This window comes from Nitrosomonas oligotropha (assembly GCF_009833085.1).
In the GTDB taxonomy this organism is placed as follows: Bacteria; Pseudomonadota; Gammaproteobacteria; order Burkholderiales; family Nitrosomonadaceae; genus Nitrosomonas; species Nitrosomonas oligotropha.
In genome coordinates, this window is sequence record NZ_QRBZ01000028.1 from 15127 (window position 1) to 36371 (window position 21245).

Here is a 21245-nt window from a genome sequence, read left to right on the forward strand (position 1 = left end):
GATTACGAGATGCTCAGCATTCTATCCAATGCCACTTTTGCCAGTTTGGCCTCATGTTCAGGCACTTTGATCTGATTGACCGCATTGCCGTTAACCAGATTTTCCAGTGCCCAGGCCAAATGCTGAGGATCGATCCGAGCCATGGTCGAGCACATACACACCATCGGCGACATGAATTGGACGATTTTATCCTGTGCTTTGAATTCCTCGGCGATCCGGCTGACCAGATTCAATTCCGTACCAACCAGCCAGCGTGTGCCGCTTTTCGCGGCTGCGATGGTTTTGATGATGTATTCCGTCGAACCGACATAGTCCGATGCCTTGCACACTTCAAAGCTGCATTCCGGGTGCGAGATCACAATACCGTCGGGGTGCTGATTGCGGAAACGGATAATATGCTGCGGCTGGAACATTTGATGCACCGAGCAATGGCCTTTCCACAACAGGATTTTGGCTTTCTTGATTTGTTCGGGCGTCAATCCGCCCATCGGTTCGTCAAAATTCCATACCACCATTTCATCTAACGGAATGCCTAATTGATGCCCGCTCCAGCGGCCCAGATGCTGGTCAGGGAAAAACAGCACTTTTTCGCGTTGTTTGAACGACCATTGTAGAACTTTACCGGCATTGCTGGAAGTGCAGACGATGCCTTCATGTTCTCCGCAGAACGCTTTCAGGTCGGCGGCGGAATTGATGTAGGTCACGGGGGTGATCGCTTCATCGGGATTCAGTATTTCCGCAAGCTCGCGCCAGGCGCGCTCGACATTGGCGAGATTGGCCATGTCGGCCATGGAACAGCCGGCCGCCATATCGGGCAGAATTGCGATTTGCGCCGGACTGGAAAGCATATCCGCAACTTCCGCCATAAAATGCACGCCGCAGAACACCAAATAATCCGCGTCCGTTTGCGCGGCAAGATGGGAAAGCTTTAAGGAATCACCGGTCAAGTCCGCGTGCCGGTATACATCGGCGCGTTGATAATGATGAGCCAGAATGACGGCGCGCTTTCCCAGCGCTTTTTTGGCGCTGACGATGCGTTGTGCGCATATTTCATCCTGCAGTTGATCATACTGTTCAAATTCAAAGGCTTCTTGATGCATTGCGATCCTGTTCTTCCCAATTTGTTGATTGAATGATGCACATTACTCTACTTTAAGATATAGATTCAAGCTGAAATTTAAAGGACCACAGCCGGGATCGATTCATAAAATGAGAATTAGTGTTCTGTTATAATTCATAAAAGTGAAAATTTTAAGCGGCAGTATCCGGCCAGTTCTACATTACCGCGATTAAAAAACGAATAAATTTCCAGATGAGCGCTCGCCTACATATCAGATCTCCTTTGATCCTCGTGGTCTTGTTGATCTTTTTGACCTTTTGGCTGGATCGTCTGACCCGGCCGCCGGAACAAATGAAGGATGATGATTTATATCGCAATCCGGATTATATTGCGGAGAATTTATCCGGCATCCGGATGGAATACGAGCATGCGATTCAGCGTAAATTCACCGCGCAAAAATTATTTCATTATCTCGATGATAAGGTTACGGAACTGGAGCAAATCAATTTTATCAACACCGAGCCGGAAAAGCCGCTGATGCGTTTGTTTGCGGATCGGGCGGTCATAATCAGTAAAGGTAAGGATATTTATTTAACCGGAGATGTGATGGCCATCAGAGGAGCGGATGATGATAAAAGCAAGATTACTTTAGCGACTAATTTCTTGCATCTTATTCCGGACGAAAGCTTGATTAAGTCGGATCAGGCCGTAACCATTTCAAGATTTAAAACCACGGTCAATGCGAATGGACTGGAGTTCAATAACCGCACCGGGATGATGCAGCTCCTCTCCAATGTGAAGGCTGTCAATAAAAAGTAATTGAATAAAATATGAAGATACTGTCCGTTATTGGTTTTGCTAGTTTATTTTTTATCCAACCGGCCGCGGCTGAGCGGGCCGATCGTGAGAAACCGATCCATCTGGAAGCGGATCATGCCACGGTGGAGGATGTGAATCGTAAGGAGGGCAGCCGGATCAGCACATTCACCGGAAATGTCGTGCTGACGCAAGGAACGATGCGCATATTGGCCAATAAAGTGGTGATGAAGGAGGATCCGCAAGGATTCCGGCATGCCACCGCAACGGGAGACTTGGTGAGTTTCCGGCAAAAGCGCGATCGTATGAATGAGTACGTCGAGGGATGGAGCGAACGGGCGGAATACGATAGTAAAGCGGACAAAATCGAATTGTTCCGGCAAGCGCGGCTGAAGCGTGGCTCCGATGAAGTGCAGGGCGACTATATTTCCTATGACATGACCACTGAGTTTTTCAAGGTTGTCGGCAGCAAAGAGCGCGGTGTTGAAAGCGGCCCCGATAAGCGAGTGCGTATCACCATCCAGCCTAAAAATAAACCCGAAGAATAAATCTCCGATTAAAGAGTGGAATGAATCTCATAAAATGAGTGAGTTAAGAGCGAGTAATTTAAAGAAACGCTATAAATCACGCACGGTTGTGCAGGATGTGTCTTTTTCACTGGGCAGCGGTGAGGTGATCGGCTTACTGGGTCCCAATGGCGCCGGTAAAACGACCTGCTTTTATATGATTGTCGGCTTGGTGCCGCTGGATGGCGGCGGAATTTATCTGAACGATCAGGATTTAGGTCAGATGGCGATTCACCAGCGCGCAAAACTTGGATTAAGTTACCTGCCGCAAGAAGCCTCCATTTTCCGGCGTTTGACCGTTGAAGAAAATATTCTGGCGATCCTGGAATTGCAGCCTTTCGATGAAGACACGAAACAGCGGTATTTAGATGACTTATTACACGATTTGCACATCAGTCATTTGCGCGATAATGCCGCAATCAGTCTGTCCGGAGGTGAACGCCGCCGTGTTGAAATAGCGCGTGCATTGGCGTCTCAGCCGCGGTTTATTCTGTTGGATGAACCGTTTGCCGGCGTTGATCCGATAGCTGTCATCGATATTCAGAAAGTGATCTCCTTTCTAAAGGAAAGGGGGATCGGTGTTCTCATTACCGATCATAATGTGCGCGAGACTTTAGGAATCTGTGACAGGGCTTATATCATCAGCGAAGGCCACGTGCTGGCCCAAGGTAAACCTGAAGAGATCATCAATAATGAAAAAGTTAGAGAAGTCTATTTGGGGGAACACTTCCGGCTATAGCATTCCGGGTGGACTGCAACTGAATCGATTGGCGATTATTGTTTTCTCAGGATTATGAAGCCGACACTCCAATTAAAGGTATCGCAGCAACTCAGACTGACTCCCCAATTGCAGCAATCTATCCGGCTGTTGCAGTTATCCACCGTTGAATTGAATCAAGAAATTGAGCGAATGGTGCAAGAGAACCCATTGCTGGAACTGGGGGAAGAGTGGAACGCCCCGCCAGCGGTCGTCTCATCCGATCACCCGGAAACCGCTTCCGGATCAGCAGATTCCGATGATGTCTCAGCAGAAGCCGAATCGGCCGAAGTCAAAGCGGAGCAGGAAGAGGATTTTGAGCACGATCCGGAGTGGCAGCAGGAAAGTGCGGTCTCTTATGCTGCTCCTGAAGATGATGATCTGGATGGACCGCAGATACCTGACAAGCCGTTAAGTTTGCGGGAACACTTGAATTTTCAAACCTGCCTGAGTCAGATTTCCGAGCGGGAAAAAATAATCATCGGTCTGCTGATCGACAGTCTGGACGATGATGGTTATCTGTTACAGGACTTAAACGAGTTGATGACTCTGCTGCCCGTGGAATTGAACATCGGCTCCGATGATTTACAGTGTGCGCTGCAACGTTTGCAGCATTTCGATCCCGTGGGCGTGGGCGCGCGCAATTTGCAGGAATGCCTGTTATTGCAGCTACAAGCGATGCCCGATAGCACCGATCATCGTGACCAAGCGATCAAGGTGGTGCGGGATTATCTGGACATTCTGGCTTCTCATGATTTCGGTCAAATAAAAAAACTGCTGGCTTGTAACGATGAAAGCCTGCGTGCTGTCAACAAACTGATTACCAGTTTGAACCCTAAGCCGGGCGCGCAATTTTGTTCTCACAACGAACGCTACATTGTGCCCGATATTACGGTGACGAAAAGAGGCGGGGTATGGGTGGCGCATCTTAATGCGAATGCGATTCCGCGCCTGAATATAAACCATCTCTATGCTAACATACTCAAACAGGAGCATCATTCCGCGCGTCAATTAGTCGGTCAGTTGAATGAGGCCAAATGGTTAATAAAAAATATACAACAACGCTTCAGTACCATTCTGAAAGTAGCCAATGCCATCGTGGAGCGGCAGCAGCAATTTTTTGAACACGGTGCAATTGCGATGCGCCCGCTGGTGCTGCGCGAGATTGCGGAAACTTTGGGCCTGCATGAGTCCACAGTATCACGGGTAACGACGCAAAAATTTATGTATACTCCGCGGGGTATTTTTGAGCTCAAATATTTTTTTGGCAGCCATGTTGCCACGGATTCGGGCGGCGCTTGTTCAGCCACGGCGATTCGTGCGTTGATCAAACAATTGGTGCAGGAAGAAAATCCAAGGAAGCCGCTGAGCGATAATAAAATTTCAAGTATTCTTGAGCAACAGGGTATTGTTGTTGCGCGTCGAACCATTGCGAAGTATCGCGAATCGTTACAGATTCCGGCAGCTAATCTTCGCAAATCATTTTAATCAGATTAGAGGAAGGATAATGAACCTTAAACTTACCGGTAACCATGTCGAAATTACGGACGCTATGCGTGACTATGTCACTTCAAAGATCAGTAAAATTACCCGTCATTTTGATCATGTCATTGACGTCAGCGTCATTCTCTCGGTTGAAAAGCTGAAACAGAAGGCCGAGGCTAACGTTCATATACGCGGTAAAGATATTTTTGTCGAAACCGACAGCGAAGATATGTACGCATCGATCGACAGCCTGGTCGACAAACTGGACCGGCAAATCCTCAAGCACAAGGAAAAAAATCTTGAGCGGCGCAATCATGGCGCATTGAAAGATCAAGATCTTGAACAATAAGATGCTGCGGCATCATGCGGTTTCAGCATGATCTGCGGCATTATCATTTAGAAGAAAGTATTCCATTTTCCATGAATCAAATTTCGCAATTGCTGCCATTGACGAATGTCATTGTCGATCTGGATGTCAGCAGCAAAAAACGTGTCTTTGAACAAGCCGGATTGTTGTTTGAAAATACGAATCAAATTGCGCGCAGCCAGGTTTTCGATAGCCTGTTTGCGCGTGAAAAACTCGGTTCAACCGGATTAGGGCAAGGTGTTGCCATCCCGCATGGCCGGATCAAGGGATTGCGCGAAGCGATCGCTGCGCTGGTGACTATGAAGGAAGCGATACCATTTGACGCGCCGGATGGCCAGCCCGTCAATATTGCCTGTATTTTGCTGGTTCCGGAAAAAGCCACTGACAAGCATTTGCAGATTCTAAGCGAGCTGGCGCAAATGTTCAGTGATAAGCAGTTTCGTGAGAGCATCCTGAATTGCAAGGATGCCGCCGGAATCCACAAGCTCATTACCGACTGGGAACCCAATGTCGCGAATTAGTATTGCACAGCTTTTCGAGGATAAAAAAGACAAACTCAAACTGACCTGGATCACCGGTCAGGCCGGCGCCGCGATTGAGCTCAGCGATGAGGAAATCGCGCAATCGGGTCAGGGTATGATCGGTCATTTGAATTTCATCCATCCCGACTGGATTCAAGTCATCAGCAGCGATGAGATTCATTATCTGAACAAGCTGGAAGCCGCTTCGCTGGAGAAAAAAATCAATCAGCTCACGCAGATTAATCTGGCCTGCATCATTGTCGCGGACAATGCCGAAGTACCATTGCCGATCTTTAATATGGCGAGTGCAAACAATATTCCCTTGCTGCATTCGCCTTTTCCCGGTCTGGAAGTGATCTGGCTGATCCGCACCTATCTGAGTACCGCCCTGGCGCCGTCGTGCAGCTTGCATGGCGTGCTTCTGGATGTGCTCGGCATGGGCGTGATGATCACCGGCGAAAGCGGGGTCGGTAAAAGCGAATTGGCGCTGGAATTGATCAGCCGCGGCCATGGTCTGGTCGCGGATGATGTGGTGGAATTACGGCGTATCGCACCGGAAACATTGGAAGGCCGCTGTCCGCCGATGCTGCGGGATTATCTGGAAGTGCGCGGTCTGGGTATGCTGAACATCCGCACTATTTTCGGTGAAACGGCGGTGCGGCGCCGCAAAAACATGAAATTGATCGTGCATTTGCAAAATAGCGGCGGATCCAGCTCAGGCCAGCTGGAGCGCCTGCCGATCAGCGATCTGACCGAGAATATTATGAGTGTCGATATCCGCAAGGTCGTTATTCCCGTCGCGGCTGGCCGTAATCTGGCCGTTCTGGTGGAAGCGGCGGTACGGAACTATGTGTTGCAATTGCGCGGCATCGATGGCACGAAGGAATTCATTGAGCGCCATGAACGTGAGATGAATAACGAATTAACCGATAAGAATTAATCCCGGCGCGGATTGATTCTGGCGCATTTATTTTTCTCAGCCTTTCCGGGAGTGACCTCCAAGTCAACACGGATGTGATGAACAATCCTCAAACAATTACCTTGGCGTTGACGGGTGCATCGGGCATGCCGTACGGTATTCGCTTGCTGGAAATGCTGTTGCGGGAAGGTAAACAAGTCTACCTGCTGTATTCCAAAGTGGCGCAGATCGTTGCGCAACAGGAAATGAATCTGGCGCTGCCCTCCAGCGCCAAGGAAACGGAAGCTTTCTTTAACCACCGGTATCAGGTGCCGGATGGGCAGTTGCGGGTGTTCGGACGCGAGGAATGGTTTGCGCCGGTTGCTTCCGGTTCTAACCCGGCCGATGCGATGGTGATCTGTCCTTGCACCATGGGTACCATGGCTGCGGTCGCCGCCGGTTTGAGTCAGAATTTGATCGAACGCGCAGCCGATGTCATGTTAAAGGAACACCGGCCGCTCATCATCGTTCCAAGAGAAACGCCATTTTCCGTCATTCATCTGGAAAATATGCTCAAACTGGCGCGAAGCGGTGCGGTTATTTTGCCAGCCAATCCCGGTTTTTATCATCATCCGCAAACGGTGCAGGATTTGGTGGATTTCGTCGTGGCCCGCATTCTGGATCACCTGGGCGTCAAGCATGATCTGATCGCGCGCTGGGGAATGGATAACTGAAGCTCGATTTATTTGCCGGTTGTTACTCAGAAGTATCTTGCAGTATCGAAGCGGGCATTAACTGATGATCCTTAGTGCGAAAGATTCCTGCTTCGGTTACCACATAATGCATCGAAATGTCGTGTGCCTGCGGATAAATGCTGTCGAGCCGTTGCAGCTCAAAAGCCACACCGATGGTCAGCGGCTGGCGTTCGTAAGTAGCCAAGGTGCGGTCAAAATAACCGCTGCCGTAACCTAAGCGGTAGCCGTGTTGATCAAACCCGACCATCGGTATAATCAACGCATCCAACCGGACAATCGGAGTTTCCAGTGGAACCGGGATACCGTAAGCGCCGTTTTTCATCGGTGTGTTGGGCGACCATTCGCGGAAACAAAGCGGCTCGTTTTTACCGGTTATTTCTGGCAAAGCCAGGATGGCACCCTGTTGCAAACAATACTGAGTGATCGGGCGCGGATCGTATTCGCCGCGAAATGGCCAATAAATCCCGATGATCATTTTTTGCGGCTGCGGTAAGCCTTGCTTGAGAAAGCCGGTAATGGCCTGGCTCCATTGCTGGTGGATTTCTGCCGGTATGGCTTCACGGGCCGCGATCAATTGCTTGCGCTGCTGTTTTTTCCATTCCGGTAAATTGTCCATAATCCTTGACCTAAATATCCGCAGTTGGGTGATCAGACACAAAGTTTTGTTGTAACAGCTTTCTGACCGGCGCAGGAATACCTTGCTCAAGCGCATCAGCCGGGTTGATCCAGATCGATTCCGGTTTTGTAATCGCGGCGTCCGACACAACGTGCAGCAAGCGCGGATGAATGCGCAGCTTGAAGTGCGTAAATTGATGATCCAGAACAGGTAGCTCAAGCGGCGAGTGAACCTTGATGCCGAGCTGATGCTGGCAATAATGAACCGCATCGGTACCGGTTTCGATTTCCGGCGGACACCATAATGCGCCCCAGATACCGGAAGAAGCTCTTTTTTGCAAAAGCAATTTCTTCTGCCGCATCAGCAATAAAAATACGGTTTCTTTTTGTGGTAACGCCTTACGGGGTTTGGCGGACGGCAATTGATCCACACGTTGTTCCTGGAATGCAACGCATTGCGATTGCAGAGGACAGACTTCACAGCGCGGAGTTTTGCGTATGCAGACTGTAGCGCCCAAGTCCATGAGCGCCTGAGTATAGATTTCAATCGCGCCGTCGCTGTGGTCAACGGGCAGTGATGCTTCCGCTTTTTCCCACAGCAGGCTCTGAACCTTGGTTTCTCCCGGATAACCGCTGATGCCGAAATAACGCGTCAAGATTCGCTTAACATTGCCATCCAGGATCGCTTCGCGCTGGCCGAAAGCAAAAACGGCGATAGCGGCGGCGGTGGACCGCCCGATTCCCGGCAGTTGCTGAATGGCTAACCGGCTGGCTGGGAATCGTCCTTGATGATCTTGCATGATCCTCTGAGCCGTCCGGTGCAGGTTGCGTGCACGGGAATAGTAACCAAGCCCGCTCCACAAAGCCAATACCGCATCGAGCGGTGCTTGCGCCAGACTGGCAACGGTTGGGAATGTCTGCATAAACCGGGCGTAATAAGGAATGACCGTGTTGACTTGCGTTTGCTGCAACATGATTTCAGATAGCCAAATCGCATAAGGATCGCGATTCCGTTGCCAAGGCAAGTGGTGACGGCCGTGATCGTTATGCCAATGGATGAGCCGGGATGCTATAAACGACATGAGAACTCAAATGCGCCGGAGCGGATGGCCGGAAGAAACTATCATGAATGCTATGTTGCGATTACGCTTTGGCAAGATTTACGGGAAAATAACTTCGCTGAATTTGGCATTGGGTGTTAGCACTTCCATTTTGGCGAGACGGATTAATTCGATTTGCTGCCGCGTATCGCTATCGATCACCAAGCATTCATTTTTCTCGGGTGAATTGACAATATCGATGGCTTTTCCTTCGATGATTTGATCGTTTTTTAAGATGAGTCTCAGCCGGTAGCCGTACATGCAAGCAACCTCCACAAAATCATGAAGATCGCATGAGATTGCGTTTTGAGTCATGGCGATGAATCCTTAAGTGATAGTATGAGGGCATAATATACACGATACTAAAGCCGCAAAATCAAATGATGGAAATTCTGAAAACACTGGGCTTATTCGCCGTTACCGCACTCGCTGAGATAATCGGCTGTTATCTGCCGTACCTCTATTTAAAAGGGGGTAAGTCGTTCTGGTTGCTTTTTCCCGCAGCGGTCAGTTTGGTGATATTTGTTTGGTTGTTGACACTGCATCCGCAAGCGGCTGGCCGTGTTTATGCCGCCTATGGCGGTGTTTATATCTGTGTGGCGCTGATGTGGTTGTGGGCAGTCGATGCGATCCGCCCGGCAATAACGGATTGGGTTGGAGTAGGTATCTGCTTGATAGGGGTAATCGTTATCATGTATGGAAGACAGCTGGACCGGTATTTATAGCAAAACTGACTGACGTATTCCGGCGTTACAAGTTGTTTCCCGAGCGATTATTTGATTTTTCTGATCTGCTCCTGTTTGATGATATAGCGTTGGATCATCGCTTCCATGCTGGCTGCCAGCTCAATGAACTGACATCCTGCGCGCATACAGTTCTGTCCGTTACGCAACGTGATTTCATAGGTATTTTTTACCTGAATGGTGACCGTGATGGTCCCGATTTCAGGAAGCGCGATTACGCAATCGCTATAGATCATGCCGGGATCAAAATTAATGATTGGATGATGGTCAATCACGGCGATTCCGCCACAGCTGATATCGAGTAATGCCACTTCAGCTTTTGCGGATGCGTCATTTCCTGGAATTGGGATGACGCATTTAAGCGGTTTGGCGATGGGAGTGGTGATACGGAAATGATTTCTTCTTTGTATGCGTAACAGTGACTTAGGAATATTGATCGCAAAAGCATCTTTACCGTCATACTGAATTTTTCTGATTTGATCGCAAATAAATTCTATTTTTACTCTATTTTGCGTGGTTACAAAGACCAATGCTTTGGAATGCAGTGCTTTTTGGCAATGTTTGTCATCAATGCCGTAATCAATCACCATTTCTTTTTTATTCGCATCGATTGCGAGGATTGAAGTCAAAATAAAATCACTGGCGTAATCGGGATAGAGCGTGATTAATGAATTTGTTTGCATAATCCCGCGAAGAATGAAAAGAATATCGATTTCCGAATGGATGCGGAAATTCTCACTCGTTTCTTCTCGAGAAAATTGAGTGGGCGCAAAGACGGTTGGTTCTTCGGTGATTTGATCGGATGTATGCAACATTATTAGTTCTCCAGAATTTTCTGTGTAATCTTTTTATTCAGGCTATTTGCGGTTGAGGTCGCTTTGCCTTGCTCCAATTTGTAAAGCCATGCTAATAATTCAGCGACAGCGAGGTAGAGTTGGGGCGGAATTCGATCGTCAAGGTTGACTTGCATGAGCAGCGCAACCAATTCACTCGATTCGTGCACATAGATTCCGCTTTCTTTGGCGCGTTTAATAATCTCTTGGGCAATGAGACCGCGGCCTTTGGCAACTACTTTAGGGGCAACTTGCCCTTCGCGATAAGCGAGTGCAACCGCAGTAAGATAAGACTCATTTTCCATCATACTCGACCTCTACCGAGCGAATATTTAACCCTGCGGATTGCATGCCGGTGGCGAGCGGTAATTGATTGCCCTTCAATAAACCGGCAGTTTCTTGTTGCGAAGCGTTCAGCTTGATGCTGATGCCATTTGCATTCAGCGCAATGCTGGCGGTAATATCACCCAGCTGCGGCATCGATAAGCGAAGCTGTGTACGCCATTGCGCGGCTTGATCGAGCTCATTTTCTTGTGCCTTTTCGTCCGCGGGTTGTTCATAAATATCCCATTCCATCGACTGCCCTTGCCAGACTTCTCCGCGCCAAAGCAGATGACCGGTTTCCAGAGTGGTCAGCTGTTGTTGCACCAGTGGGATTGCTTGGGCGTGCACCGGCATCTCAGGACTTACCGAAGCTTGTACAGCCGCTTTGGCAGTAGACAAATCAGCCGCTACCAGCATTAATTTTCCTTGAGGTTCTTGCTGCAAGTTTTCAAGTGTATTTTTTCCATTAACCCATTGTGCTTGGTGTGATTCATAGAATAAACCACTTTGAACAATTGCTTTTTGTAATAAGCTGGGTAAATCAGTGCTATTTATTGGCGTACTGGTCAGGATAGGGACGGAGCTGCTGAGTGATTGCGTGGTTGGGGTATTCGGTGCGTTTGCAGATGTTTGACTTAGGATGCTTTGCATCAGCGCTCCCAAGAAACGTCCGGTGGTACTTATGGATGTATTATTTGCTTCACTATCTGACGGTGTATCGTTCAGAGCTAGAAACTCAAGCTTCGGTTCATTTGAAATGAAAACGAGCTGCAGTTTGTTACCCGGTTGAAAATTCTCAGGCAGGCGCATTTGTAATGACCTGCCTGCAACCAATACCCGTGAATCACCATTCAATAAGCGGGATTCAACGAGCGCTTGATACTTTTGACCTTGTATGAACTCTGCGGGAGAGGTTTGTGAATCGAGTATCCCCGTTACAGGCGTAACAGGAGCGGTTGGCTTGATTTGATTTGAAATTGCCGCTACATCTGTTTTAATTATGGTCGGAATCACGACAACTCATCTTCAATCTAAATAATGAATTGGAAGAGTTCTGAGTGTGACATATTGTTTCTAATGTGTATTTATAGATTGCTGACGGGTTGATAAGCGAGTTGAAGATCGCGTGTACGGCTATTCGTGTAGAGCATATCTTGCAGCTTCATCATCCATGGTTCTGTGATCGCTCTGATTTGCGCGTCATCAGCCAATATTTGATGGATAATTTTTACTTTCTTTTGAAGTAGTTCTTCATCTAATATGGGTTCCTGATCGTTTTTAATAAGTACTTCGGTTAACTGCCTGCATTCCTGTTCCAATTGTATTAATTGATCCCACTCGCTATTTTGAGCTGCTGCCAGCATTTTTCCAGTTGTTGCTAAAATAGCATCATATGTTTTCAATGTTTGTACACTATCCATTTATCTTTGTACCCTTATTTTTATTACAGAATTGTGAGCTAGACTGCGACTGCTTTGATTGCAGTTTGTGTTTCACCGGTTTGTCCAATTTCTTTCCAAGCGCCATGCAATTCGGATAGCAACTTACTAACTTCGTTGACAATCTCAAGATTGTTCTGGATATTGGCAACCAAAAGTCGATATGCCATGTAGTCATAAAGCGCTTGGAGCTTAACCGCCAGATCACCACCGGCATTCATATCCAAGCTTGCTTTCAGACCGTGATCAATGATCATGATAGCTTTTGAGATCATTTGCCCTTTCTCGGCAATTTCATTGTGGTGCATGTGCATTTTGGCTTTTGCCAAAGCTTCTTGCGCACCTTCGAATAACATCAAAATGAGTTTGTGCGGATCGGCCGATTCAATTCCTGTTTCAACACCGACGCGTTGGTAAGCGGATATCGCACTATTCATGGCTGTATACATTTTGTACCCCTTTATTTATTGACGAGACTGGTTGTTGGTTATTCTGATTTTGGCAATCTGGATAGTTGCTGTTGTAAAAAATTGCTGGTTTGAGTCATGCTGGCAATGGTTGTATCCAATGCGGTAAATTGAGCGCGTATTCGTTTTTCTGTGTCAGCAAGGCGCTGAGTTAAAGTTTCTCGTTGTGTGCCTATATCTTTGATAGACGAATTTATGCCATCAATGCGGCTGTCAATGAGTTGGCCGTTCAGCATTCCTCCCACCAATTTATTCAATTTCGCTGCAAAACCATGCGCGAAATCTATATCTCCCCTCGCGCCTGTGCTGCCTCCAGTTATTTTGAGCACGAGCCCGCTGCTATCAGCGGCACCGGTTAGAGTTTGACCAGAACCTGTTGCAGTGATGCCATTTATCGTGCCGGCTACGTTTACTCCCGCAGTTTCAACGGGTGCGCCGAATAAATCCGATTTGCCATTTCCACCCGTAATCGATACGGTTGAAGCAGAGCCATAACGATCTGAGGTAATAGCTAGATTTCCAGCAGACTGACTCACTGTTACTTTGATTCCTGCAGAGGAAATTGCAGATGTGCCATTAATTCTTGATTGAATCTCAGCTGCCAGAGAGGTTGCTGTATAAGTACCGGCTGCGAGTGTTATATTGGCATTAACGCCATCGATAGTGAGATTCAGCGAATCATTAATCCCCGTATTGATGGTTAATGCTGCTGCAGTGCTGCCTATTGCGGTACCTTGTGTTGCAATTTGGCTGATATTCAGTGCGTATTTGCCATTGATCGTTTCGGGCTTAGCGCTGGTAAATGAGACGAGGCTGTCGTTGGTTTTTCCAACAGAGGCAAATAGCGTTGAGATATCTTTGGTTGGATCATTTAGAGCCTTTGATAGCTTGGCTGAATCTAATTTAAGTGTTCCATCTGACTGAAAGGAAATGCCGGTTTCTGATAGTAAGCTTAAACCACCACCCGCAGTAGTCAATGGATCGGAAATTGCACTACGTATTCGTGATTGAATTGATCTAACTGTTGAATCCCCAGTTAAAATTGATGCTTGCTTTGTTGCTGCATCATATTTCGATAGATCAACAATCGTCTTATTTAAATCATTAAAGGATTTTACAAATGATGACACAACATTCTGGATACCCGCTGTATCTCGCGATAAATTTAAGGTCGATGTGGTACCAGGATTTGCCTTTAATAAATTTAATGTGACGCCCTCAATAGCATCCGTGATATTGTTTGACGCTTTGCTGATTGAGATACCATCGATAACCAATGTGGCATTGCTAGCAGCCATCGTTTGAGTCAGGTTAGTCGTGCCACCGGTCGATGCATCATAAACAAGCTGGGAGAGTCCGGCATTATCAGTGTTGTTCCCATCGGTATCAGTCGCAGTTATTTTCAGAGCATTACTTAAACCAGTATCTTGAGATGCAACAACTAAGCGATTGCCTGTTCCATCATTGACTATACTGGCGGTTACTCCAGCATTGGCTTGATTAATTGCATCACGAATGCCAGATAGCGATGAATTGCTTGGGGAAATGACAATAGACTGTGCGGCTTTATCCGGATTGAGCGTAAATGCACCGCTATTGTATGTGCCAAATTGTATCGTTAAAGTGCCGCTGCCGACCGTAGTACTGGTGTTTGTAAAGTTAGCCGATTTTAATTTTTGAGCTTGAGCGAGTGTTTGGATTTCTACAGAATGACTTCCTGTGACTGCTGATGATGATGCGCTTGCACTGGCCAATGTTGTATCGGAAAAATTAGCCGTTACGGCGGTAAATCTTGCCGGATCGGACAGTGCCACAAGGTTGCTTTGAAATGACGATAATGCTCCCTTCAGGGTACCAAAAGCGGTTAACCGGGTTTGCTGTTTAGCTTCTTTGGCATCGAGAGCGGCAAGTGGCTGGCTTTCCGCCTTCATTAACTGACTGACTATGCCATTGACATCTAAGCCTGATCCGATTCCTGGAGATGAAAGCATTTCTGAACTCTATTCAATATGATTGTAATTATGCTTTTCCGTTGAATAGCAATCCTTGGACTTTGTCTAAGGTGCGGGCTATTTCAACAGCTTCTTCTGATGGAATCTGGCGGATGACTTCTTCGGTATGCACATCCATTACTTTAATAATTGTTTTCCCAGTATCCTCATCAATTGAGAATCGCAAGTTGTGTGCCAGATTATCCACGGTGCCTTGAATTTTTTGAACAGCTTGTTTAACTTGATCTTCGGATTTCAGGCTATTATCAACTTTGAGACCTGCGGTTGAAACTGGCGATGCAACTACATCCGCATTAGATACGGATAATTTTCGAGATGTCGCTAATGGTGGCGAAGTCGGTGGAAGTGCGCCGATAGTATTTATTTGATTGATAGTCATGTTGTAACTCCTTAAAGTTGAGAGAAACGCGGAATATTTCTTGAATTCCGCGTTCTGTCAGCTTTATTTAATACGAAATATCATCTGTTACGATCTGTTTAACGTAATAGTGATAAAACGTTATTGGGTAGTGAATTTGCTTGCGCCAGAATCGCTACACCAGCTTGTTGCAGAATTTGTCCGCGCGTTAGGTTGGCAGATTCTGCGGCAAAGTCAGCATCTTGAATCCGGCTGCGAGAAGCAGACAAATTTTCTGACGCAGTTTGCAGGTTTGCGATGGTCGAACTGAAACGATTCTGAATTGCACCCAAATCACCGCGTGAGCTATTGATGGCTTTTAAAGCCTCATCCAATGTTTTAATTGCTGTCTGTGCGTTGGTTCCGGTAGAGATATCCAACGTGGCAACAGAGTTAAAAGAACTGGAAGTAGCACCAAATACATCAGCATTTCCACCACTGACAGATATTTGACCACCAGCACTAGCAAGTTCAACAGTACCCGTAGCAATCGTAGAATCGGTTGCTGCACCGCCTGTTAATGTGGTTGTGGTTGCGCCAGCAACTACATTGGCTGTTTTTGTCGCGCCAGTATTATTAAAGTCCTGGATTCCTATGTCTCTACCATCAGCTGTCGTCAGTGTGATAACTGATTTGTTGGTCGGGGATGCAAATGAAGCGGTAACACCAGTTAACGATTGCAATCCATTGATAGCAGAAGCTAAACCACTTAGATCCGAGGTGTCAGTAACCGTGGCGGATACAGTGTTGCCGTTTAAAGCGAAAGATACTGTACCAGCGGAAGCAATACTGCCTAATGTCGCGCTATTGGTGGCCGTTGCCGTAATACCTATGCTGGAAGCAGAGGCGTTAATGGCAGAAGCTATCGCTTTTGCGTCAGATCCTACTGCGTAACCAATATTGCCTGTGGCTCCTTTGTTATTGGAAAGCACCAAGGCAGCTTCAACTGTAACGCCATTACCCCCTGAGTTATCGGCGCCAGCCGCAGTTGTTGTATTTACAGCAGTTCCATTGGTAGTCAGTATATGGCTACCTAATGCAGTGGCGCGTGCATCCGAGATCGAAGAAATATTAATGGTTTGGTTTGCATTGGCGCCAACCTGGAAGCTTTGGTTAAGGAAAGAGCCATCCAGCAAGTTCAGGCCGTTAAATTGAGTCTGACTGGCCACACGAGTTACCTCAGCACTTAATTGAGCGGCTTCAGCTTGTAGTGAAGCGCGATCACTGGCACTATTGGTTGCATTGGCGGACTGTACTGCCAGTTCGCGAATACGTTGCAAGTTGTTGCCGATTTCGCCCAATGCACCTTCGGCGGTTTGCGACAGAGAGATGCCATCGTTCGCATTACGTACAGCCTGATTTAAGCCGCGAATTTGTGAGGTCATCCGTTCCGAAATCGCCAAACCTGCAGCATCGTCTTTGGCGCTATTGATACGTAAACCAGATGATAAACGTGTCAATGATGTATTTAGCGCGGTTTGTGAAGTATTTAAATTACGTTGTGCATTTAATGAGGCTACATTAGAGTTAATGATTTGTGGCATTTGGGTTCTCCTTTTTGATAACTATTTGTTTTGGCATAATTGCCATTTACGACGTTGGCTGCCCTGCAATCCAAGAGGGTGTGTAACCACCGTTGATGCAGTTATCGGAAATCATTTTGAAAAGTTTAGGATTTTACTTTCATGGTTTTTGTCCAATCGATTGGTTAATATGAGCTATTCATGGTATAAAACGATTTTCTCTCGTAAAATTATCTTGTAAAATTGGGAATATATTCAGTCGGTTAATTTGACAAGTTAAGAGAAGTTATATGCTATATCGACTTCAACCGGTAATATGCTGAGATGATTAATGAAGAGAAACTGAACATACTGATGGTCGAAGATTCCGAGAAGGATATCGATCGGGTGTTGCAAATACTTTCGCAAGGCGGTTTTAAGACCGACTGCCTGTGTGTCAGTACGGCTGAAGCTTTGCACGATGCCCTGATGACCCGGGACTGGAATGTGGTGCTATCGGATTACGATTTACCTCGACTGAGTGCTCAGGAAGTTTTGCAAGTCATAAAGAGCAAAGCGCTCGATATCCCGCTGATTATCATATCCAGTCACGTAGGCGAGGAAGCAGCCGAACATATCATGGCCTTGGGTGCTTATGACTTCATGATGAAATCAAATCTGGCCCGATTGGTACCGGCAATCCGGCGCAGCTTGCATGAAGTTGAAAATTATCAGCGTTTCATCACCACACAGACTGCGTTACAAAAGAGCGAAGCACTTTTTCAAGTGATTACCTCCAATCTTCCCGGCGTGGTGTTTCAATTTTTATTATCGGGTAATCATCAAGCAAGCTTTCCATATGTAAGCGATGCCAGTGAGACATTATTGGGATTGCCGCCCCAGATGCTGATGGATAGACCGGAGCTGTTTCCGGAATTGATCTTGCAGGAAGACAAAAAAACTTATCAGCAGTTAATGATTACCTCTGCGGAGCAGCTATCAACCTGGAACTGGGAAGGCTGTATTCAGGTGAAAGGTGATAGTGATATCAAATGGATCAGCCTGCGGGCGACACCCAGAAGAGTGGCGGATAATGCAACACTCTGGGATGGCATCATGATCAACATTACGCGCAATAAGCTGGCGGAAAGAGAAATCGCGCGCTCCCGGGAACAATTGGCGGAGTTATCGTCTTATTTGCAAAGAGTCAAGGAACAAGAGCGTGCGCGAATTGCACGCGAAATTCATGACGATATCGGTGGCACATTAACCGCCATTAAATGCGAGTTGTTTCCCTGTATGGACTCAACGGCCAGAACGCAGGAATTCTATCAACAGAAAGCAAAATCGGTCGAATCGCTTGTCGATCGGGTGATTGATAGCACCCGGCGGATTTCTCTTGATTTGCGTCCGGGTATTCTGGATTGCGGCATCGTGGCGGCTGTTCAATGGCAAGCAAAAGAATTCAGTGACCGGAACGGCATTGCCTGTAAAGTTTCGTGTGAAGATGAGGAAATATCGCTAGACTCGGATTTGGCGATAGCGATTTTCCGTGTTTTCCAGGAAACGCTGACGAATATTTCCAAGCATGCCAATGCTACCCGTATACAAGTGAAGCTCATCGAGTTAGAAGGATTGGTTTTGCTTGAAGTGATCGATAATGGCCGTGGTATTACCAATATCGATATGGAAAAGCAGGATTCATTCGGAATACGAGGCATGCGCGAACGTTGTCAGCAATTGAAGGGCAATTTTCATATATCTGGAGACATGGGGAAAGGAACGAAAGTGACTATCCTCATACCGACAGGTAACCCGGAAAACCAGCCTGGACATGTGAATGGGCTGGAGAGTGAATTGGAACGGCCGGTGCAGCTGGAAGCAATGAAGAAGAAAAAGAAGGTTTCTCGGCTCTAGGAGCCGGAGGTATTCATGATAAGTGTGATGATTGCTGATGATCATGCAATTGTTCGTCAAGGTCTGAAGCAGATACTGAGCGAAACCGATGACATCAAAGTAACCGGTGAAGCAGAGACGGGATTCCAAGCAATCAAAATTGCACGACAGCAGGATTTCGATGTCATGCTACTGGATATTTCCTTACCGGACAGAAACGGTATTGAAATTTTGAAGCAAATCAAGAAAGACAGGCCAAGCCTGGCCGTTCTCATGCTCAGTATGCATAACGAACACGAATTTGCGATTCGCGCACTGAAAGCGGGCGCATCCGGTTATCTCAATAAACAAAGCGCACCCGCTCAATTGGTAGTGGCAATCCGCCAAGTAGCCGCCGGTGATAAGTACGTGAGCCCGGTGGTGGCGCAAGAACTCGCGAATATTATCAACACGGATGTCGATAAACCCCTTCACACCACATTATCCGACCGGGAATATCAAACTTTGTGTTTTATTGCTGCAGGCAAGACATTGTCGGAGATATCGGCCGAGATGTTCCTGAGCCCCAAGACAGTTAGCGTGTATCGAGCCCGTTTGCTGGAAAAACTCAAGCTAACTAATAATTCCGAGCTCATACGCTATGCGATTAAAAATAGATTGGTCGACTGATTTTTCATTGTTGTCGCGGGAAGTTAATTTTTAATCCATTTTTCCGGTTTTCTCATCGGACCATGATTAAGATTTGTGCGGCTTGGCCGATACTTTTGAACTCTATGAACTGCTGCTAATACAGTAATAAATTCTGGCCAATTTTATGAAGCAACTAAAAGACTCCAACCCAACCATCATAGCGCGTGAAACGCTGCGGCAGCTTGCAACGCTTAGAATTCCGCCGACCCCTGACAATTATCATAAATTGTATAACCAGATTTCAGGTAATCCGGAAGAAAATACCAATTCAGCAATTGCCGGTGCAGCAAGTCTCGAACCGTCAACCGAGAATACAACTATTGGTACCGTTCCAGGCTGGGGAGAAACAATAGAGACGCTGTTGAGACAACTGGAAAGCAAGCATGGCACGTTGACAACCGCGAAGAAAAAAGAAGGGGTGAACCGGGTTCTGACCAAGTTTTCGAAAGATTCAAAACAGTTGCACAATAAGCTGAAGGCGCTGATCGATTCGTGGGGCGCTTTGGCTGCTGCGGCTCAAGAGTCAAGTGCTGCGATTGAAGTTGAAGATGCGATTGCACAAACCGGCGCGGATCAGGAAGCCGCGAAACCCAAGCAAGTCGCCGTGGAGTCCAACCATTCAGTCAGTCATTTCACTGATCAGTTGCTGGAGCTGCTGGCTCAAGTGCTAGAACAAGTGGTTGCCGCAAAAGTAGATGATACTGCGCTGGAGGATGAAGCCAAAGCGCTGGCTCGTCAAGTCCGCAAGATTGAAGAGATGGCGGAAATGGAGCAGTTTTCCGCGGAGTTCAAGCAATTCTGCCGGCGGTTTGATAAGCATGGTGAGAGTGGCCGGAAATTGCAGCAAGGATTGCTCAAACTGCTCAATATGCTGATGAAGAGTACGGGTGAATTGCTGGCCGAAGACCAATGGGTCGGCGCGCAGATCAATAAACTACGCGAAACGATATCCAGACCGCTGGATTTTCAGGTCATCGAGCAAGCAGAGCATTATCTGGAAGAAATCACTCAGCGGCAGGAAATTATCCGGCGTAACTTGAGTGAAGCCAAGCTGACACTGAAGAAGATGGTGACTTCACTGATCACCAATATTGAAGAACTCAGCGATACGACGGGCGAGTATCAGGAAAAGCTTGAACAATATTCCGAGATAATCAGCAAAACGGATGATATAAAAGAGCTGAATCAACTGCTGGTGCAGATCATGGAAGAAACCAAGCAGATGCAAAAAAGCGCGCTCAACTACCGTAATGATTTTCTGGCGGCGCGTGCCGAAGTGAGTCTGGCGCAGGATAAAATCAATCAACTCGAAACCGAGTTGCAGGAAATGGGTGAAAAAGTTCATGAAGACCATTTGACCGGAATACTGAACCGGCGTGGCTTGGATAATGCTTTTGAGCGGGAGACTTCCCGTTCAATACGCCATAAGACGCCATTGTGTTTTGCGTTGCTCGATATTGATAATTTCAAACTGCTGAATGACACGCATGGTCACAAAGTGGGGGATGATGCCCTGGTTTATCTGGTTGAGTCCGTTAAGGATACGACACGTCCCGAAGATGTCGTATCACGCTATGGCGGTGAAGAGTTCGTGATTTTGCTGCCGAACACTAGTCTTGAAGAGGCGGTTCAGATTCTATCCAGAATCCGGCGCAACTTAACCAAGAAGTTCTTCCTGCACGAGAATAAGCGCTTACTCATAACTTTTAGCGCTGGTGTCGCACAGTTACAAGCGGACGAATCTCAGGAAAGTGTTTTCAAGCGAGCCGATGAAGCTTTATATCGTGCAAAAAAAGGTGGTAAGAATCAAATCATCATCGCTGATTAGTTTTGTAATATTCTGTTAGTTAAAGTATTTATGCTTTCTGTCGGTAAATAGCACCGATTTCCCTTTTTATTCATTCAATCCATTCGCGAACCGCTCTGTTAACGTTGTTGACATGGCAGTCTATACCGGAATGGGTTCTCCTTCGCAATCCAACGAATTACCTCCCGAACTGGC

Annotated in this window: 24 protein-coding genes; 12 read left to right on the forward strand and 12 right to left on the reverse strand. The window is 47.0% G+C overall.

Annotated elements, in window-relative coordinates; all coding sequences use genetic code 11:
- Nucleotides 1–2 precede the first annotated feature (2 nt).
- Nucleotides 3–1100: a quinolinate synthase NadA gene (gene nadA / locus ABD07_RS09415; RefSeq protein WP_160818073.1), complete on the reverse strand. Its 1098-nt coding sequence runs from the start codon at nt 1098–1100 to the stop codon at nt 3–5.
- Between the two features lie 242 nt (nt 1101–1342).
- Between nadA and lptC the strand changes: the two genes are divergently transcribed.
- The 8 genes from lptC to ABD07_RS09455 all read left to right on the forward strand — a co-directional run bounded on the left by lptC (nt 1343) and on the right by ABD07_RS09455 (nt 7204).
- Nucleotides 1343–1879: an LPS export ABC transporter periplasmic protein LptC gene (gene lptC / locus ABD07_RS09420; RefSeq protein WP_240142501.1), complete on the forward strand. Its 537-nt coding sequence runs from the start codon at nt 1343–1345 to the stop codon at nt 1877–1879.
- Nucleotides 1880–1890: 11 nt separating this feature from the next.
- Nucleotides 1891–2424, forward strand: a complete 534-nt coding sequence (gene lptA, locus ABD07_RS09425) for a lipopolysaccharide transport periplasmic protein LptA (RefSeq protein WP_108698716.1) — start codon at nt 1891–1893, stop codon at nt 2422–2424.
- A gap of 34 nt (nt 2425–2458) precedes the next feature.
- Nucleotides 2459–3181, forward strand: a complete 723-nt coding sequence (lptB, locus tag ABD07_RS09430; RefSeq protein ID WP_108698715.1) for an LPS export ABC transporter ATP-binding protein — start codon at nt 2459–2461, stop codon at nt 3179–3181.
- A 54-nt stretch (nt 3182–3235) separates the two neighbouring features.
- Nucleotides 3236–4687 (forward strand): RNA polymerase factor sigma-54, encoded by a 1452-nt coding sequence (locus tag ABD07_RS09435; protein ID WP_160818075.1) that lies wholly within the window; start codon nt 3236–3238, stop codon nt 4685–4687.
- 19 nt (nt 4688–4706) lie between these two features.
- Nucleotides 4707–5033: a ribosome hibernation-promoting factor, HPF/YfiA family gene (hpf, locus tag ABD07_RS09440; RefSeq protein WP_108698713.1), complete on the forward strand. Its 327-nt coding sequence runs from the start codon at nt 4707–4709 to the stop codon at nt 5031–5033.
- A 71-nt stretch (nt 5034–5104) separates the two neighbouring features.
- On the forward strand, nt 5105–5572 hold the full coding sequence (locus ABD07_RS09445; protein WP_160818076.1) for a PTS sugar transporter subunit IIA: 468 nt from the start codon (nt 5105–5107) through the stop codon (nt 5570–5572).
- On the forward strand, nt 5559–6512 hold the full coding sequence (gene hprK, locus ABD07_RS09450) for an HPr(Ser) kinase/phosphatase (protein ID WP_160818077.1): 954 nt from the start codon (nt 5559–5561) through the stop codon (nt 6510–6512). The genes ABD07_RS09445 and hprK overlap by 14 nt, the downstream gene beginning before the upstream one ends.
- A gap of 77 nt (nt 6513–6589) precedes the next feature.
- Entirely contained in the window at nt 6590–7204 is a 615-nt protein-coding gene (locus ABD07_RS09455; RefSeq protein WP_160818078.1) for a flavin prenyltransferase UbiX, read from the forward strand.
- A 22-nt stretch (nt 7205–7226) separates the two neighbouring features.
- Here the strand turns inward: ABD07_RS09455 and ABD07_RS09460 are convergent, their stop codons facing one another.
- From ABD07_RS09460 to ABD07_RS09470, 3 genes are all read right to left on the reverse strand, one after another.
- Entirely contained in the window at nt 7227–7841 is a 615-nt protein-coding gene (locus tag ABD07_RS09460; RefSeq protein ID WP_160818079.1) for a 5-formyltetrahydrofolate cyclo-ligase, read from the reverse strand.
- Nucleotides 7842–7851: 10 nt separating this feature from the next.
- Nucleotides 7852–8922 (reverse strand): A/G-specific adenine glycosylase, encoded by a 1071-nt coding sequence (gene mutY / locus ABD07_RS09465; RefSeq protein WP_160818080.1) that lies wholly within the window; start codon nt 8920–8922, stop codon nt 7852–7854.
- 78 nt (nt 8923–9000) lie between these two features.
- Nucleotides 9001–9255, reverse strand: coding sequence for a Rho-binding antiterminator (locus ABD07_RS09470; protein WP_160818081.1), 255 nt, complete (start codon nt 9253–9255; stop codon nt 9001–9003).
- A 68-nt stretch (nt 9256–9323) separates the two neighbouring features.
- Here ABD07_RS09470 and ABD07_RS09475 point away from each other — a divergent pair, with 68 nt between their 5' ends.
- Complete coding sequence (locus tag ABD07_RS09475; RefSeq protein ID WP_160818091.1) at nt 9324–9665, forward strand: YnfA family protein; 342 nt, start codon at nt 9324–9326, stop codon at nt 9663–9665.
- Nucleotides 9666–9712: 47 nt separating this feature from the next.
- Here ABD07_RS09475 and ABD07_RS09480 read toward each other — a convergent pair whose 3' ends face one another.
- The 8 genes from ABD07_RS09480 to ABD07_RS09515 form a co-directional block, all read right to left on the reverse strand.
- Nucleotides 9713–10498: a flagellar brake protein gene (locus ABD07_RS09480; RefSeq protein ID WP_160818082.1), complete on the reverse strand. Its 786-nt coding sequence runs from the start codon at nt 10496–10498 to the stop codon at nt 9713–9715.
- 2 nt (nt 10499–10500) lie between these two features.
- Nucleotides 10501–10824 carry an EscU/YscU/HrcU family type III secretion system export apparatus switch protein gene (locus ABD07_RS09485; protein ID WP_160818083.1) on the reverse strand — a complete coding sequence of 108 codons (324 nt, stop codon included), beginning with the start codon at nt 10822–10824 and terminating at the stop codon, nt 10501–10503.
- On the reverse strand, nt 10811–11854 hold the full coding sequence (gene fliK, locus ABD07_RS15285; protein WP_160818084.1) for a flagellar hook-length control protein FliK: 1044 nt from the start codon (nt 11852–11854) through the stop codon (nt 10811–10813). Before fliK ends, ABD07_RS09485 begins: the two co-directional genes overlap by 14 nt.
- A gap of 71 nt (nt 11855–11925) precedes the next feature.
- Nucleotides 11926–12261 (reverse strand): flagellar protein FliT, encoded by a 336-nt coding sequence (locus ABD07_RS09495; RefSeq protein ID WP_108698703.1) that lies wholly within the window; start codon nt 12259–12261, stop codon nt 11926–11928.
- Nucleotides 12262–12299: 38 nt separating this feature from the next.
- Nucleotides 12300–12728: a flagellar export chaperone FliS gene (gene fliS / locus ABD07_RS09500; RefSeq protein ID WP_107803948.1), complete on the reverse strand. Its 429-nt coding sequence runs from the start codon at nt 12726–12728 to the stop codon at nt 12300–12302.
- 38 nt (nt 12729–12766) lie between these two features.
- Entirely contained in the window at nt 12767–14737 is a 1971-nt protein-coding gene (gene fliD, locus ABD07_RS09505) for a flagellar filament capping protein FliD (protein ID WP_160818085.1), read from the reverse strand.
- 28 nt (nt 14738–14765) lie between these two features.
- The gene (locus ABD07_RS09510) at nt 14766–15137 is read right to left on the reverse strand and encodes a flagellar protein FlaG (protein ID WP_160818086.1); all 372 of its coding nucleotides are present in this window, start codon (nt 15135–15137) and stop codon (nt 14766–14768) included.
- 98 nt (nt 15138–15235) lie between these two features.
- Nucleotides 15236–16699, reverse strand: coding sequence for a flagellin N-terminal helical domain-containing protein (locus ABD07_RS09515; protein ID WP_108698699.1), 1464 nt, complete (start codon nt 16697–16699; stop codon nt 15236–15238).
- Between the two features lie 303 nt (nt 16700–17002).
- On the opposite strand from ABD07_RS09515, the gene ABD07_RS09520 reads away from it, so the two are divergent.
- From ABD07_RS09520 to ABD07_RS09530, 3 genes are all read left to right on the forward strand, one after another.
- Nucleotides 17003–18574: a hybrid sensor histidine kinase/response regulator gene (locus ABD07_RS09520; RefSeq protein WP_160818087.1), complete on the forward strand. Its 1572-nt coding sequence runs from the start codon at nt 17003–17005 to the stop codon at nt 18572–18574.
- Nucleotides 18575–18589: 15 nt separating this feature from the next.
- Nucleotides 18590–19222, forward strand: coding sequence for a response regulator (locus ABD07_RS09525; RefSeq protein WP_107803953.1), 633 nt, complete (start codon nt 18590–18592; stop codon nt 19220–19222).
- A 145-nt stretch (nt 19223–19367) separates the two neighbouring features.
- Entirely contained in the window at nt 19368–21071 is a 1704-nt protein-coding gene (locus tag ABD07_RS09530; protein ID WP_160818088.1) for a GGDEF domain-containing protein, read from the forward strand.
- Nucleotides 21072–21245 lie beyond the last annotated feature (174 nt).

Bases quoted from the DNA above. Each gene is read 5' to 3' on its own strand.
- ABD07_RS09460 (WP_160818079.1), bottom strand. From the start codon at position 7,841: ATGGACAATTTACCGGAATGGAAAAAACAGCAGCGCAAGCAATTGATC.
- ABD07_RS09485 (WP_160818083.1), bottom strand. From the start codon at position 10,824: ATGATGGAAAATGAGTCTTATCTTACTGCGGTTGCACTCGCTTATCGC.
- hprK (WP_160818077.1), top strand. From the start codon at position 5,559: ATGTCGCGAATTAGTATTGCACAGCTTTTCGAGGATAAAAAAGACAAA.
- ABD07_RS09530 (WP_160818088.1), top strand. From the start codon at position 19,368: ATGAAGCAACTAAAAGACTCCAACCCAACCATCATAGCGCGTGAAACG.
- ABD07_RS09475 (WP_160818091.1), top strand. From the start codon at position 9,324: ATGGAAATTCTGAAAACACTGGGCTTATTCGCCGTTACCGCACTCGCT.
- ABD07_RS09515 (WP_108698699.1), bottom strand. From the start codon at position 16,699: ATGCCACAAATCATTAACTCTAATGTAGCCTCATTAAATGCACAACGT.
- ABD07_RS09445 (WP_160818076.1), top strand. From the start codon at position 5,105: ATGAATCAAATTTCGCAATTGCTGCCATTGACGAATGTCATTGTCGAT.
- nadA (WP_160818073.1), bottom strand. From the start codon at position 1,100: ATGCATCAAGAAGCCTTTGAATTTGAACAGTATGATCAACTGCAGGAT.
- mutY (WP_160818080.1), bottom strand. From the start codon at position 8,922: ATGTCGTTTATAGCATCCCGGCTCATCCATTGGCATAACGATCACGGC.
- fliD (WP_160818085.1), bottom strand. From the start codon at position 14,737: ATGCTTTCATCTCCAGGAATCGGATCAGGCTTAGATGTCAATGGCATA.
- ABD07_RS09435 (WP_160818075.1), top strand. From the start codon at position 3,236: ATGAAGCCGACACTCCAATTAAAGGTATCGCAGCAACTCAGACTGACT.
- lptA (WP_108698716.1), top strand. From the start codon at position 1,891: ATGAAGATACTGTCCGTTATTGGTTTTGCTAGTTTATTTTTTATCCAA.
- ABD07_RS09455 (WP_160818078.1), top strand. From the start codon at position 6,590: ATGAACAATCCTCAAACAATTACCTTGGCGTTGACGGGTGCATCGGGC.
- hpf (WP_108698713.1), top strand. From the start codon at position 4,707: ATGAACCTTAAACTTACCGGTAACCATGTCGAAATTACGGACGCTATG.
- ABD07_RS09525 (WP_107803953.1), top strand. From the start codon at position 18,590: ATGATAAGTGTGATGATTGCTGATGATCATGCAATTGTTCGTCAAGGT.
- ABD07_RS09510 (WP_160818086.1), bottom strand. From the start codon at position 15,137: ATGACTATCAATCAAATAAATACTATCGGCGCACTTCCACCGACTTCG.
- fliS (WP_107803948.1), bottom strand. From the start codon at position 12,728: ATGTATACAGCCATGAATAGTGCGATATCCGCTTACCAACGCGTCGGT.
- ABD07_RS09520 (WP_160818087.1), top strand. From the start codon at position 17,003: ATGATTAATGAAGAGAAACTGAACATACTGATGGTCGAAGATTCCGAG.
- ABD07_RS09470 (WP_160818081.1), bottom strand. From the start codon at position 9,255: ATGACTCAAAACGCAATCTCATGCGATCTTCATGATTTTGTGGAGGTT.
- lptB (WP_108698715.1), top strand. From the start codon at position 2,459: ATGAGTGAGTTAAGAGCGAGTAATTTAAAGAAACGCTATAAATCACGC.
- ABD07_RS09480 (WP_160818082.1), bottom strand. From the start codon at position 10,498: ATGTTGCATACATCCGATCAAATCACCGAAGAACCAACCGTCTTTGCG.
- ABD07_RS09495 (WP_108698703.1), bottom strand. From the start codon at position 12,261: ATGGATAGTGTACAAACATTGAAAACATATGATGCTATTTTAGCAACA.